We start from the raw sequence: 15,036 nt of genomic DNA, 5'->3' as shown, positions 1-15,036 counted from the left end.
TACCTCCTATTCTCATCACGTCACCTTGTAGACCAGAAGGTGCGAGCTTCCGGCCAAGCCTGAGGTGAACTGAAGCTGCATGGAAACAACCCCGCTTAAATTGGCCAGCTGCGTATACATGTACTGGCCGACTTTGTGCGCTGAGTTCACCCCGTCATACATGGAAAACTCCGAGATGCCGCGAATATTTGCGAAAACCGTCGAGGGCTTGGTGTTCATGACCCAGATCCTGGCCATGCCATAGGCATAACTCGTGTAGGGGAAAACCTCCGGGTCATTGGCGATGCCCCGGACATTATGGACATCGTTCTCTAAAACCGTTCCCGAGCGCCTATAATTGGCGAAATTGGTGTCGTTATTAAAGATCAAGCGGGCCACGCCCGCCGCTGTGCCTGGAACTCCAAAGCGCAGAAGGATGAGCCAGGCCCGGTCATTGTCCGCGTCAATACTTGTGGGATTAAACGAGGTAGCCAAATGAGTCAAGAACTGCTCGTCGATCTTGACCATGCCGCCGCCTCCGGCTGCGGCAATCGTGATCTTGTTGGAGGCCGCGACTTGGGTTAAGGTGATATTGGAGCCTGCCTCAATCTTGACGTCCCCCAACAAAGGAGACGCTTCCCCAAGTTTCCTGACCCCTGAGACAAAGGTGGAAACAATGGTGTTGGAAGCTCCTGAGTTATCCGTCAGAGTCCCCTTATTGCCGATGACGCTGTTGTTGAGGGCACCGGTGGACAGCTCAATGTCGCCTCCATTGGCTTCCAGAAAATTTCCATTGGCAAAAGAATCCATCAGGATTTTCCCGCCGCCGATCAACCTGTTTCCCACAAAGGAACCGTTGGCGCTTCTGATATAAAGAGCGTTTTGCCCTGAGCCCGTGAAAATCAGATTTGAGTTGATGATGGAATCGAGCGATGAGGCCATTGAATCGCTACGTTCCACGATGATGGCGCTGGGAGCTTGAGAGTGGATGATGTTGGCCGCAAAAACCGTGTCCTGCGTCCTGATCCTCACGAAGTTTCCCTGCGTGGCTGAATTCTTGAATGTGTTGTGGTGGATATTGGTTTTGTAGACCATGCCCACGCTGGAAGGACCCAAAAGGTTAAACTCGGTTCTTTGATTGCCGTCAAACACGCAGTGGGCTATCTCCCAGCCGTAGGCTGAGCCATTGCCCAGATTAGTCATGTGCATTCTCAAAAGGAAGGAATGACCCTTGAATTTGCAACGCAGGATTTTGACGTGGTCAATGGTGTTGGTGCCGCCGCCTGTGCCGGAAAGCAAGGCTGTGTCCTCTCCCTGGACAAGGGACCAGTCAAATCCAAGATCAACAAATTCAATGGACTGCGAGGGATCGGGGAAGGTTGAGCTTTGGAATAGTTTCGCGTTGATGCCCAGGTTGGGAGCCTTAATCGTGGTCATCTCCATTCCCTGGCCCTGGATTCTGGTTTTAGGCTTGACTGTAAAAGAACCGGTCGCCTGATAGATGCCTTCCCGCAAAAGAACAATGCCGCCATCGGTTCCAATGGAATCCAAAGCCGCTTGGATATTGGATTGGTCTGTTGCGGCAACGCCTGAAGGAGCGGCAACCACCACTTTTACATAGCCGCCTCCTCCGGCAACGGCGGCGATGGTGATTTTATTCTGCGCCCCGTCCTGCGTCAGCGTCACGTTGGCCCCCGCCTCAAGCTTGACATCGCTGGTCAAAGGCGAGGCTTCACCAAATTTTCTTACGCCGGTGACTCCGGCATTAGCCACCGTTATTTTTTTGTTTGGCGCGTCCTGGGTCAGGCTGACGCCTGCTCCCTGCTCCAAAGCAACGTCCCCTGCAATCGAAGATGCCTCGCCTTGTTTTTTAAGGCCGGTAACCCCTGCGTTGTCAATCGTTATTTTGTTATTAACGCCATCTTGGACTACTCCCACGCCTGCGCCAGGAGCCAGCTTGACGTCGCCGGTTAGACCCAATGCTTCTCCTTCTTTTCTTAAAGAAGTCACGCCCGCGGCCCCGGGCTGGGCATTGATGGTCACGTCCCCCGTGCCATCGGGTGGGTTGATCGTGACGTTGGTTCCCGCCACGATTTTGGAAACAGACGCTCTTGCCGTATTTAACGTGGGCACGGAAATCGCGCCATTGGTCGCCGTGTTGCCGGTGTCGGTATAAGTTAAGGTGGATTCTCCGGTCGCCTCGGCTAAAAACTTTTCTTGTCCAGTGATTGTTGATTTATAAATCCTGTAGCCCGAAGCCCCTTTGACCGTTTCCCATTGGAGAATGACTGGGACGGGAGTTGACGGCTCAGTGACCTGCGCCTCGACAACCGAGGGAATTTGGTTCTCCGTTGTCTCCCCCGCCGCATTGAAAGCCGTGACCTTATAAAAATAAGTTGTGCTGCCTGAAAGATTTGCGCCAACAGCACCAGAACCAAGGCTCGCCAAAAGAATGCGTGGAGGCCTTAAAACGGAAAGCTGCAGATGCTTGTCGATTAAATCCTTGTTGGCGTTCTCTCCTGCGCCCCAGTTCAAGTCGCCTGTGTCGCGCTTGGAGAGCTTGATTTTGTCTGTAAATGTCTCAGCCATTTATTTTTTCCTTAAAATCAAAAGCCATACGCCTCAACTCCATAAGGAGCCTCGCCCCATCCTCTGAGCGGCGATCCGAAAGGCCTGCTGTTATAGGGCAAAAGGCTAAACCCGTTGGTATCAGGCTGCCCAAACTGGCTCTCTCCATAAGGCACACGCCCAAAACCTGCTTCCTCAACAGCCACAACGAGATAGTGGCGATCCGGCCCTGCCTGAGGATCAGTGTCATCAAATTGGAAAATGCCTGGCCCTAGCATGGACTCATCTGCGATTCTTTTTCCCAGTTCGTTTTTGTTGTCCGACCGGTAAACACGGAATCCGATGATCTTGTGGCCCTGCTTGGTTTCAATCGGATAGTCCGCCCAGTTAAGACGAACCAATCCCGGCTCGCCGCTTGTTACGCGGAAATTGGGAACGGGAGGCAAAGGGAAAGTTGGCATATCAGCTTTTCATCTCCTGGCCTTGCTCTTAGATTTTGACTTGGGATTCGGTTTCGGCTTTTGTTCCTCGCTGGCTGCTACGGCGACAGGTTCTTCTTTGATCTCCTCGCCCCCGCCTTCGGCAGGGACTGCTTCGCTGTAACCCATCTTGAGAAGATAATCCCTGCTCGCTGGGTCCTGAACTTCGCAGATTCCGTCCACAACCTTAACCTGCTCGGCGTAGGCGTGCTCCCACAGAGGGTCTTGCTCTGTGCCGAAGGGCGGCTCGGTTTTCCTTAAACGGAACACCTTATGCCTCCTTACACCAATACGCCAGCCAGTCTTGAAACCTTGATATCGTTAGCGAAAACAAGCGCGATGTCCTCATAGAGATCAAACTCGCTGCCTTGAGAGGATTTCTGAGACAAGCGGAGCATCTTAAGAGGAGTCAGCTCGCCAACCCAGACCGCACTGGTATCCAGGATGAAAATGTCAGTCGCGTTGTTTGCCGTCCCCTGTGTCTGCGCGTCCGATATCCAGATGGACCTGAAGATGGGGATGCCGTTGTAGACCTGCACCCTAAACCCGCCTTTGACTTCCATCGTGTCCACAAAGCGTTGTTGAGCCTGCAGAAGCGCGTTTAACTTGCGGTTCGCCTTTTTGCTCATGACGATCATGTTGGGAGTTCCCCGGTTAAGATCAAGCGCGGCGTCCAGCAGATCAAGAGTGAGCGCAGCTCCATTGACTCCGGCCACAACCGATTGGCCCGATGGAGTCAGTTTCCTCAAACCGTTAAACTGCTTGGGATTGACGGTCGAGTCCCCATTGATCAAGGCGTTTTCCTCGGCGTCTCTCACATTCTGAAGGCCGTTTTCCACTTCCTCGGCTTCAATGTCCAGAAGGGACTTGCCCACCGCTTGAAGTTTGCGGGTCACCTTCCTGCGGTCCACGATAGTCTGATAGGGGAAGGATTTTTGCGCGTAGTCGCCCTTGGCTTCAACAGGTTCTTCCGTGTCATTGACAAAGGCGGCTCCCGCGCCCCGGGAAGTCCTTTGGTTTAATATCCACGCGGATCCGGAGCCTGGCTTCCTGGGTAGATTAACCCGCAGGGGGTTGTTGACCTCGATGAGTTCCTGAAGAACCCGGTCAACCAAGGGCTGCTGCAGGGCTCCGCCTGCGCTGGCCATGTCTAATGCTTTTTTGAGCTGTTCTAGATCGGTCATTTCAATGCCTCCTTTTCCTATCAGCCCTGATTCATCGCCAGAACGGTTCTGAGTTTTTTGTCCGGCGGCAGGCTTTCAAATTGCTTTTTAACGTCTTGCGGATCGGTTTCCTGTTGGATGAGTCCCTTCCGCAAGGTGGGAAAATTCTTCAAGGCTGCCTCAACCTGCTTTTGAACCTCCCCGGAAATCATCTGCCCTAATTCCTCTTTGAGCGCAGCGTGCAGGCTCTTTTGGATCTCTGTTACCGTTTGGGGCAAGAGAGAGCCTTTGTTATCAGGCTGGGCGGCCGCCGGGGCTACAACAGCCGGCGGCTTGGCAGGTTCCGGTTTCACGGGTTCCGCGCTGGCGGCCGCTGGCACGGATCCGTTGGGCTGCGGTTCGTTTTGTTTATTCACCGCGACCGCATCTGGCTTTACTGGCGGCGCGGCAGGCGTGCTCACTTCCTTGTTAGAAATCTCCTCTACCACAACTTCTTCTCCTGGCATGGGATTACCTCCTTCGCTTTTCTGATCGGATTCTTCCAGGGCCTTGGACATGTACCACCCGATGGCCCTGGCTTCGGGATTGGCGGGAACGGAAACGAGGGAAACTTCAACGAGCGACATGCGCTTAATGACGTTGACCACGCGGTCCAGTTCCGGCATGAACTTTCTCTCGCGCTCCAGCACCTGACCCCGAATGGAAAACTTGTTTAAGATGCCCTCTTTGATTTTCTGGATGATCTCCGGCTCAGTCTTTGATACGAGGGCATCGATCAAAAGGCCGCGTTTGTCGAACTGAACCTTGGTAACCCGGCCGATGGGCTGCTTCAAATCGTGATTCAAAAGGACGGTGGAGTTTTTAAGCAGGTCAGCCGCCGAATCTTTAAGCGCCTCCTCGGTGATGACGTCACCCTGAAGATCGAAATCGGTTGTCGCGGCATAGCCTACGACATGGAACTCGCCATTTTCTTCAACCTGCTTGACGAGATCCAGGGGAAAAGAAAAAGAAATTTCCTTCTCCAGAACCGCCGTGTTTTTCGTTTCCATACTCCTTTGCTCAACAAAAAAGGCGCTACCAGCTTTTTAGGCTGATAACGCCTCGATTTTTTCGATAGCGCTTAAGCTATTCCGCTGTTAAGCGGCAAAAATCTTTTGGTAAAAAGGATTCCTTTTTTTCGATTCTGACGACTTGACCCTCTTGAACAAAAGCTTCGATGGTTCCATAGGCCTTCTTGTCAATAAGCCGATCGAGCAAATTCCACATGGCTTTTTTGGCATCAAGTTCGCGCTCTTCCTCCACCTGGGTCATCCTGTTTAATATTTAACGCATCTTGGGCCCTGTTGTCCATAAAGCGTTTAAACGCTTTATGTTCTTGAACCCGCATTTATTTAGGGCTAATATTAAAAGGAGTTTCCTGATTATGTCCACGCAACGCTACTCAGTCACGCCGCATTCTATTGAAACACTTCTAACTTGGGTCAAGTCGAAAGAAATTGCCATACCAGAAATTCAGCGCCCCTTTGTATGGGAAGCCACTCAAGTACGCGATCTCCTCGACTCTCTTTATCGTGGTTATCCTGTCGGCTATTTGATTGCGTGGCGTAATCCGAACGTGAAACTGAAGGATGGCTCACTCTCCTCTGGAAAACGCATCCTGATTGACGGCCAACAGAGGATCACCGCACTTATGGCATCCCTGTTGGGCGAAGAGGTGCTCACAAAGGATTACGAGATGGTTCGCATCCGCATAGCTTTCCACCCAGTCGAGGAACGCTTTGAGGTGTCCAACCCAGCGATAAAGAAAGACGTTGCCTGGATTGCCGATATTGCGGACCTTTTCTCTCCAAGCGTTAAACTTTTACAAGCCACCAAAAATTACGCGTCAGCAAATCCTGGCGTAGACCCAGATGCCATCTTCTCCACCATCGAACGCCTTCGTAAAATCGTGAACAATCACGTCGGGGTGATTGATCTGGCCGACGACCTCGATATCGAGACTGTTACTGAGATTTTCATTCGAGTCAATAGCGAAGGAACGCCGCTTAGTCAGGCAGACTTTGCCATGTCCAAGATTGCCGTGAATGAAACCTACGGCGGCAATGCGCTGCGCAAAGCGATTGACTACTTTTGCCATCTTGCCGTTGCCCCAGAGTTCTATGACAAGATTGATAAAAACGATCCCGCTTTTACGAAGACTGAATATTTTAGCCAGATGTCATGGCTAAAGAAGGAGAACGACGACATTTACGATCCGGCCTATACCGACATGCTCCGAGTCGCGTTCACCACTGAATTCCGGCGCGGAAAGCTCCAAGACCTTGTCGCGCTTCTGTCGGGCCGTAATTTCGAGACAAGACAGTACGAAGAAGCTGTCATCCAGGACTCATTCACACGTCTGAAGGCATCCGTTTTGCGATTCATGAACGAGCATGACTTCAAAACTTTTCTGCTCATCATCAGATCGGCAGGTTTCGTCGATGCCTCGCTACTTAGTTCCAAGACTACTCTAAATTTTGCCTACATGCTCTATCTGTCACTTCGGGCAAAAAAGCATCCGCCAGCTAACATCGAGCGCTGTGTTCGCCGCTGGTTTGTCATGTCCCTGCTGCGCGGGCGTTACTCAGGTTCGCCGGAATCGCAGATTGACTATGACATTCGCCAGCTTGATTCACAGGGCATCGAAGTCTATAACGATTCAATAATCGCCGGTGAACTTAGCGATTCTTTCTGGAATGTCACCCTACCGCAAGAGATGGACACCTCCGCGGCCACCAGCCCATACTTCCGCGTCTTTCAGGCTGCGCAGGTAAAACTCGGTGACAAAGGTTTCCTTTCTCGTGACATCACGGTCCGCGAACTCATTGAGGTGAAATCAGATGTTCATCATGTTGTTCCCCGCAATTTCTTAAAGAAAGAAGGTATTCCTCGTAATCTCTACAATCAGATCGCCAATTACGCTGTCGCACAGAGCGAGATAAATATCGCCATCGGAGACAAACCGCCTAGTGTATATTTCAAGCAGGCTTTTGAGCAGTGCAACGGGGGTAAGAAGAAATATGGCAACATCGCAGATGCAGACGAATTGAAAGAAAATTTTTCTATGCACGCTATCCCGGATAGTGTCAATGAAATGGGCGTGGCTGACTATCCCGCCTTCCTCATTAAACGACGGCAGCTCATGGCAGCTCGCATTCGCAAATACTTCTCAACCCTCTGAGTCAGAAAATAAGACCCCAGAAAACGTTGTTTAGCCAAATTACAAAGCAACCGTCGCGCCTGACGTTAATACCCTGATGGACTCTAAGGATTTCTCGACATAGAGATCGTTTGGCTTAAGAGGAAAATTAGAAACGAGCAGCTCATACTTGGAGCGCACGCCCAGCTGGTGCATCCCGGTCCATAAGGTTTTGACGCGGTAGGTCTTGAAGCCCTTGAAGATGCTCACCTTTTCAAGCTCATAGCTCAAGACGAATTTTCCTTTGATGTTTTTAAGAACTGGAAGCATTTCCTCTTCCTTGAAAAACTTTGACCCGTGGCCGCCGCCTTCCTTGGGCCAGTGAAGCGGATAAGGCGGGTCAAGATAGAAGAAAGTGTCTTTTGAATCATACTGCTTGATCGCTTCTTTCCAATCCAAGGAGTGAAGCCTTACTCCTTGGAGCCTTTCTTTAATTTCTGGAAGGCGACCTACGAGCTTAATGTGATAGCCATCGCCTTTTGGTCCGGTCCGCACGCCTTCCCAAACGTCCGTCCTTCCCCAGTAGGTGGATTTGTTGAGGTAGGCGAAGCGGTAGAACCGTTCCCTTGGGTTTCTGGGCTTTATCTCAAAGACTTTTCTCGCCCTGCCTCTTGAGATAACCCAGTTTTGTTTTTTGAGCCACTCCCAGTCTTCCGGAGCCATGTTCTTGATGAAGCGGTAAGAGAATATGAGGTCGGAGTTCACGTCATTGATGACCTCGGTTTCCGATCTCTTTTTATGGAAAAAAACCTGAGCCCCGCCACAAAAGCCCTCAACGAAGGTTTTATGCTCCGGGATCAAGGCGATGATTTTCTTATAGAGCCTGTACTTGCCGCCAGGGCTTTTGAACGCGGCCTGGACCTTCTCCAACTCTGGTTCCTGCTCAATCTGCGGCAGCAGTTCCGGCGCTTCGGCTTCCAGACCCTCGGGCGTTGGGTCCAGTTCTTTCTCAATGTAAAGATGCAGAGGCTTAAGCGGGAAGTTTGAGACAAGGAGTTCGGTCACCCACTCCTGGTTGCCGCCCGGACCCTTCATCTGGTTTCTGCGCTTGACTCTATAGACGTTGAAACCCTTGAAAACTTCAGCGTTTTCCACCGGGTAGGAAATAATCCAATGAGCCTTGAGCCCTTTGACCGCCTTTAGGAATTCCTCCTCCTTGAAACCAAAATCAAAAAGGTTGAACTTTCCGGGGTAAGGCGGGTCCATGTAAAAAAAGGTCTCTGGGCTGTCATGCTCCTTCAAAATCTCGCGGTAATCCTTGTTGCTGACCGCGACGTTCTTGAGCCGCGCCTGCGCCCGTTCGATGTTGGCCGGAAAGTCGATGCGAACCCCGGCGTTGGCGGGGTTAAATGAGCCGCCGCGCTGTTTGCCGTATGAGGATCGGGTGAGATAGAAGGACTTGTAAAAGCGGTCCCGGTCGCTATCGGGCTTCATCTCCTTCAAGCGTTCATGGGTCTCCTTACGGATCACCCAATCGCGCCTGGCCAGCGCCGCCCGATCCTCCGCGCTGTGATTCCGAATAAAGCGGTGCATGAAGGCGATCTCTGGATCGCGGTCGTTTAAGACCTCCTGGGGCGATGGGTCCTTTGCGTAGAGCACGGCCGCACCGCCCGCGAAAGGCTCAACATAGGTGCGGTGGTGCGGGATGTAGGAGGCGATCCTGTGAGCCAGGAACCGTTTTCCGCCGTAGGAGCCGAAGGCTTGACGAACGCCTTTGTCCACATCATCAGCAGTTTTATCTTCAAAAATAATTGATGATCGATCAGAAGAGTTAGCACTTTCCTCAGAGATCGCCCCCAGCGCTTTTTTTAATTGCTTCGATAATTCGGATTTTAGCCTCTCAAATTCCTCGGAAGTCTCAATCATCGCCTCGCCGCGCCAAGCCAGATCAGCTATAAACTCGTCAATAAAATCAGCGGCATTTTGAGCGATGGTCTCAATGGCATCAGGTCTTCCTGGCAGCGTTTCGTCTACGACCAAAATTTCCAGTTCCTCGGGCAAGGTAAATTCACTCTTAGAAATTTCAGTATCCACAAGGAATTTAATAAACGGCTTTCCGTGTTTCTCAAAGAATTTTGAAGCCGACGGATTTGTGGCAGCCAAAAACTGCCGGGTGGATCTGCCGCTATAGTAAAAAGCGAACGATTCGGAAAAATGCTCTTGCGGGCTGGTTCGCGCATATCTCGTCACCCTGCGTTCTTTGGCGCGCGAAACGCCTATCCAGGCATTCTGTTGGCTTGGCGACAAAAATCTGTTCCAAACATGGTGACCGACCTCGTGCGTGACGGTTTTCGCAACTAGATGCCCTTTGGCTGAGGCGAATGGGTTCATCCATATCTCGCGGGTTTTCTTATTGTAGGTTCCAAGAACTCGATTTTTCATTCTCTCCGCTTCCCGTTTCATCCCCAATTCCCTGAATACTTCTATTTCAGTATCCGAGGCTTCCACTTTTTTTATGCCTTGGAGATATGTTTTGGGAATTACTGACGTTTGCTTTTTGACTATGCTTGCGATCTCTCGTGGATTGATCCTAGGCTTGCCGCTGATTTTGCCGCTCTCAATTCTTAATTCTGAAACCTCGCCGCCCTTCGCGCCCCCATGTGCGCTGCCGCCTGAACCACCGCCGGAGCCGGAAGAAAAACGGCCCTGGTCATCATGGAAAGGGTTAAAGAAGGCCACATCCAAATCCTCAACGCCTTCCCCGACCGCATCTGCCGATTTCTCATTCAGGAAACCGATAACGGCCTGGACGCCATCGGTGAGATGGATAGTCCTGAACCGTTCCCCCTGGCCGAAGCCGTCCGGGTCGAAATCGTCAGGATCACTCTGCCTGAAACGAAAGGAGTTTTCTGTCTCATCGACCTTGTCGGTCCGGAAACCGTGATCCTCGGCCCAGTGCTTTGCCTCAGCCTCGGTGGAGAAGACCTTCTTATCAAGGATGATGGTCTGGACGATTGTTCCAGTTCGCCCTTCCTGTTTTTCCGTGGCCTCACGGATTAAAGGCTGGGTCTGGTCGTCCAGTTCATCCTGAATTAGATGCCGCAGGGCGCGCTTGTTCATTTCTTGCCGGACATGGGCGTGAGACGCGACCATATCCTCAAAATCCCAGTCTTCGCCATCCAAGAAGACCCCGTGCCCTTTTCTTTTGAACTCCCATACCCGGTACAGGATAAAATCCATTGATAAAAGCTCCTGGTCGGAGAGTTTATCCAGGCTGTCAACCTGGAAGAGATTCCCGTGTTCCGCTAAATTTATCTTTAACGTTTCTATCGCGTTCACTGTTCCACCTCCGTTATCCAGGTGCAGCGGCAATTTGGATGCACTGGAATTTGTCCCGACGCGTCGTCAATTGAAAGCACCTTGCCCAGCTTATTTCCAGCGATGATCTCGGCCGCGGCTACGCACTGAGGGCAGGCATCCGAGGCGAGAAGCCACCTCACACGTTCAACCTCGGCTTGCCTCAAAGCGTCGAGATTGCCTTCGTTGAAGGCTCGGTTGGCCTCTGTGCGGGCGATAATCTCCGCAACCGTTGATCGCTCCATCGAACGTGTGTGTCCGGCCCTTAAAACATTGCCCTGGGCATCCAGCGCTGACCGTGGCCACAGAGTCCATCTGGCTTTCGATGCGGCGCATGAGCTGAGGAATAGTGTCGCTGGCCGCAATCCCTTCGATCAATGACTGTCTCAAGCCGGCCTTCAAAGCTTCGGAAACATGGCCAGCCAGGGCAGCGGCGTTGTTTTTCAAGCTCTCCTCAAGAGCCTGGGTCAGCTCTTCCACGTCCTCCAGACTTGCTCTGCGCGCGGAAAGCTTAAGGCCTTTTTGCGCGGCCTCCAGAGAAAACTTCTCCAGAAGCCTGGCAATCCTTCCCTTGTCGATAAGCTCAAGCAAAACTTCGAGTTCATCCAGCTGCTTGGCTTCTTCTGGAAAATCCGCTGACCGCAGGATCATGTCCCGATAGGGGATATCCACGTCTTTGATCGGCAGGCTTATGCTACTGAGCTTCGGCAATATAGATCGCGGCCGCAACTGACCAATCCGCGCCGCTAAGGCCGCTTTTGTATCCCGGAAAAACCTCTCAAGGGCAGCCGCGAACCTATTCTCGATAGCCACGACATCCTTGGTCGCGTTGACAATGGTTTCGCTGGGCTTGAGTTTTGCTTTCTCGATCTCATGAGCCCCATCATCGTTTAGGGATTTCTGCATCTCCGGCATCCTGGGAGCCACGAGACGGCGCACCTCTTCCGGGCTGAACACGCCGTTTTGAAGGTAGATGTTGAAAATCTCAGCCTGATCCTTCTCATCAATTGAGCGCTTGTTGAATTGGAAGGCCCAGTCGGTTATTCCAAATCCCTGTCTGATGACGTGCTTGGTGATTTTCTCAGCCACCCGCATCTGGAAGGGCAGGATGGTTTCCTCGTAAAAAGTTTGGGTTTGATGCTCGCCGGTGCCAGCTCCGATGTTGCCGGTCTCAATAATCGAGACTTTGCCTGGAGGCACGCCGTAGACGGCCAGGATTTCATTGCGGGTAAATTCCCGCAGCTCCAAGAACTCCATGTCCTTTTGGTTGGTGCTGATTTGTTTGAACTCGATATCGCCTTCAAGCACCAGATCGGAATGGGACAGGTCCGGGTTTTGAGCTCGGGCTTTCATGTACTCCTGATTTCTTTCCACCTGCTCAGGCGTGGCGTCTTTCATGATGATGGCTCCCCTGATCTTGGCTCCATTGACAAAGAAAGCGCGGTTATAGACCTGGGCGTATTTATCCACTGTGATGGGCAAGATGAGGGAAGCCAGCGGGGAAAGGCCGTAAAGGGTAGCCCCCTTGGTTCCCAGCTTGAAGTGAATCACCTCTTTGGGCGCGAACTCGACCTTCCCCGACTGGCTTCTTGACGTAGCAAACCTGGGGATCTGGAGATATCCCATAATCGCGCCGTGATCATCCGCCTTGACCCGCATGTTGGTGGCATCCAGACTCCACATCTCTCTTGGCTTTCCATTGGGGCCATAGACCACCTCCAGGAACGCGTTGCCAAAGACGTAAACGTCGCGGGCCAGGTCGTCTAATATCTCCACCAGCGTGTCGTTGGGATTGCAGTTGGCGAAAAACTCCTGAAGAATCTCGGCATTTTTAGAATCAGCATTGGGCTTAGCTGGGAGAATCGCGTAGCCCCTGGCAGTCACCGCCTTGCAGATGACGCTTACCACGGCCCGCACCCAGGAGGTCTGCTCGTACATTTGATTGAAAATTTCAAAGTCAATGTCCGGTAGGACGCCTTCGCTAAGAGATATGCCGGGAACATGGGAAACGATCTGCTTGGAGGATTTTTTAATTTCCTCCTGGATCACGCTTCCCAAAAGAGCCTTGATGATTTTTTCTCGCAGTCCCATCAGATTATCCTTCGCACCTCAAGCAGTGCCCGCAGCTTTCACATTTAGTTTCGCTATCTGGGTTAAGCGCGCCGCAAACGAGGCACGCAATATAAACGGTGTTTTCGCTATACCCAACGGTTTCTTCTCTCATGCCAAGTCATCCACAAAATATATCTTGGGTTCTGTCTTCTGCTCATGGAAAGCCTCCAAGGCGAGCCAAAGCGCGTCAAGCAAATCATCATTGCCTTTGGGAAAATGCAAAAGCTCCGTTTCAAGATCGGTCAGATCATTGGGAAGCCGGATGGCCCCGTTTTCAAAAAGAACGGCCAGCCCCCGTATGCGCCTTTGCTTGTCTCCCTGGGTAGTGATGCCCTTGATATTGAGCCTGGCGGTTTCCTCATCCACCCGTAAAACCTGAAGCATGGACTGCTGATAGGCGTTGGCCTCGATTCCCATGATGGTCGGCTTGTGGACGCGGTGGAGCATCTTGATCGTTTTTACCTGCTCGGGAAACTTAATGGACATCTTTTGCGCGTCCAGAACGTAGGCGTCCTTCTCGCCTTTGGGGATGGCGATTACGGCGTAGGCGAACTTGGAATGGGATTCGTCGCTGCCAGCCGCTAAATCAACGCCGATGTAGATGTTGGCGTCTTTGGGCCTCTCCACATAGCGGCCTGCGCGGAGCCACTCGATCTTAAAATCCGATCCCTCCTGGCCGGATACGTCGTTTAGCATTTGGCAGTAGTAACTCGCGGTCCCCATTGCGCCTTTGAGCTGATCGAGCTTCTCCGGGGTAAAGCGCTCGGGAAACAAAAGACAGCGGCTCCCCTCTTCATCCCGCCATTCGGCGGACTGGACGATCTTGGCCCAGTGAGAAAATCCAGGGCTCTCCAGGATATGGCCGTAAAGGTCCTGGGCTTGCCAGCGGGTTCCAACTAAGATCAATTGCCCGTCCGGCTCAAGAGCGGGCAGGATGACGTTGGTGAACCAGCCCAGGAGTTTATCCCTCATGTGAGGCGTCAGGGAGTTGTTGTTCGATACTGGATCGTCCAGGATGATGAGATCGTTATGGAGAGAAACAAGGTTGCCCAGCACCCCTCCGCAGGCGAGACTGGGTTCCTTAAGGATTTTGGTTCTGGGGATGACCACCGAGTTCTCAGTCCATTTAGTGGCGGCCATGTCCCAGGCCCCATAGCGCTCACGGAAGATTTCATTGAAAAGAATGTGGTCTTTAATCTGCCCTAAAAACTTTCTGGCCTGATCCAGGGTTTCATTGACTATCAAAACCCTTAGGTTCTGATCCTGGGTCAGCCTCCATAACGGATAACAGGTCGTGGCTACCGTTGACTTGAGGTGTCCGCGCGGGGCCAAGAGCAGCAGGAACTGGCTGTCCAAGAGCGCCTTGAACCAACCCATGTGGAGCTTGGTGATCTTGTCATAGCTCAGGATGCGCTTGGCAAAAACAAAGAGGTCCCAGAGCCTGCGGTCGGAGTCGCTAATGGTCAAGTTTTCTTCTTCGGCTTGGTTTTTATCCATGTTGCCCTAAATAGTGTCGAATGAAAAATTTGGGCCATAAAGACCAAAAGTGTCGAAACAAAATCAAAGGGGGAGTGTGCCAGGTTTGGCCTGGGATTTTTACGCTAAATTTTTGATGGTTTTGGGCGTGATTCTCCGAGGGGAAATAATGATGACGTAATGACACACTATGACTAGGAAAAATGCCATTAAACGCCATAATTTATGCCCCTTCCGCCGCCTTTTGATCGGCGGGCTTCCCGGCGGCTTCGCCCTGCTCTGGAGTGTCGGGGCTAGGCTCGGCCAGGCTGCTTTTTGCCTCTTTGCTCTCGCTCGCATCAGACTGCTTTCGCTCGATGATAAACTCGCGGAAAGTGATCTTGTCCTCCTCGGCGCAGGGGATGGAGATGGCGCTTGAACCTGTTTTGGGAGCCCAGACCGCGCTCACTCGAAACTCCAAATTCTTAAGGATTCTCGAGGACCTTTCCGCATCCTCTGACTTAGGTTTTCTATTTACTATCGTCAAATGCTTCAGGCAGGCCCTCCAGTAGGTGACGTAGATATTCTTCTTGATGATTTCAGCGGGATCGAAGTTAGGCGTTGCAACCAGCTCCTGGGGCTTGTGCTGGACGGGTAGAGCATCCACGGAATCCAATTTGCTTTTTTCCATCCAATATAAAATCGTGGTCCTGGGAACGCCCATGTCTTTGGCGACCCGGAAAGG

11 protein-coding genes are annotated in these 15,036 nt (G+C 51.9%); 1 reads left to right on the top strand and 10 read right to left on the bottom strand.

Going from position 1 to position 15,036, the window contains the following annotated elements; translation table 11 throughout:
- Positions 1 to 15 precede the first annotated feature (15 nt).
- The 6 genes from HYT79_02525 to HYT79_02500 all read right to left on the bottom strand — a co-directional run bounded on the left by HYT79_02525 (position 16) and on the right by HYT79_02500 (position 5,500).
- Entirely contained in the window at positions 16 to 2,568 is a 2,553-nt protein-coding gene (locus HYT79_02525; GenBank protein ID MBI2069449.1) for a hypothetical protein, read from the bottom strand.
- A gap of 17 nt (positions 2,569 to 2,585) precedes the next feature.
- The gene (locus tag HYT79_02520; GenBank protein MBI2069448.1) at positions 2,586 to 3,008 is read right to left on the bottom strand and encodes a hypothetical protein; all 423 of its coding nucleotides are present in this window, start codon (positions 3,006 to 3,008) and stop codon (positions 2,586 to 2,588) included.
- Positions 3,009 to 3,017: 9 nt separating this feature from the next.
- Entirely contained in the window at positions 3,018 to 3,296 is a 279-nt protein-coding gene (locus HYT79_02515; protein MBI2069447.1) for a hypothetical protein, read from the bottom strand.
- Positions 3,297 to 3,307: 11 nt separating this feature from the next.
- On the bottom strand, positions 3,308 to 4,210 hold the full coding sequence (locus HYT79_02510; GenBank protein ID MBI2069446.1) for a phage major capsid protein: 903 nt from the start codon (positions 4,208 to 4,210) through the stop codon (positions 3,308 to 3,310).
- Positions 4,211 to 4,230: 20 nt separating this feature from the next.
- Positions 4,231 to 5,238 (bottom strand): HK97 family phage prohead protease, encoded by a 1,008-nt coding sequence (locus tag HYT79_02505; protein ID MBI2069445.1) that lies wholly within the window; start codon positions 5,236 to 5,238, stop codon positions 4,231 to 4,233.
- A 76-nt stretch (positions 5,239 to 5,314) separates the two neighbouring features.
- Positions 5,315 to 5,500 (bottom strand): DUF2292 domain-containing protein, encoded by a 186-nt coding sequence (locus tag HYT79_02500; GenBank protein ID MBI2069444.1) that lies wholly within the window; start codon positions 5,498 to 5,500, stop codon positions 5,315 to 5,317.
- 112 nt (positions 5,501 to 5,612) lie between these two features.
- On the opposite strand from HYT79_02500, the gene HYT79_02495 reads away from it, so the two are divergent.
- A complete protein-coding gene (locus tag HYT79_02495) occupies positions 5,613 to 7,409 on the top strand; it encodes a DUF262 domain-containing protein (protein MBI2069443.1) in 1,797 nt (598 codons plus the stop codon).
- A gap of 39 nt (positions 7,410 to 7,448) precedes the next feature.
- Here HYT79_02495 and HYT79_02490 read toward each other — a convergent pair whose 3' ends face one another.
- From HYT79_02490 to HYT79_02475, 4 genes are all read right to left on the bottom strand, one after another.
- Entirely contained in the window at positions 7,449 to 10,706 is a 3,258-nt protein-coding gene (locus HYT79_02490) for a DNA adenine methylase (protein MBI2069442.1), read from the bottom strand.
- Between the two features lie 165 nt (positions 10,707 to 10,871).
- Entirely contained in the window at positions 10,872 to 12,815 is a 1,944-nt protein-coding gene (locus HYT79_02485; protein ID MBI2069441.1) for a phage portal protein, read from the bottom strand.
- Between the two features lie 129 nt (positions 12,816 to 12,944).
- Positions 12,945 to 14,333 carry a phage terminase large subunit gene (gene terL, locus HYT79_02480; GenBank protein ID MBI2069440.1) on the bottom strand — a complete coding sequence of 463 codons (1,389 nt, stop codon included), beginning with the start codon at positions 14,331 to 14,333 and terminating at the stop codon, positions 12,945 to 12,947.
- A gap of 202 nt (positions 14,334 to 14,535) precedes the next feature.
- Positions 14,536 to 14,982: a hypothetical protein gene (locus tag HYT79_02475; protein MBI2069439.1), complete on the bottom strand. Its 447-nt coding sequence runs from the start codon at positions 14,980 to 14,982 to the stop codon at positions 14,536 to 14,538.
- Positions 14,983 to 15,036 lie beyond the last annotated feature (54 nt).

The organism is Elusimicrobiota bacterium, from assembly GCA_016180815.1.
Classification (GTDB): Bacteria; Elusimicrobiota; Elusimicrobia; order JACQPE01; family JACQPE01; genus JACPAN01.
Note: the sequence above shows the minus strand (reverse complement) of the source record. Positions and strands in the feature narration are given on the sequence as shown.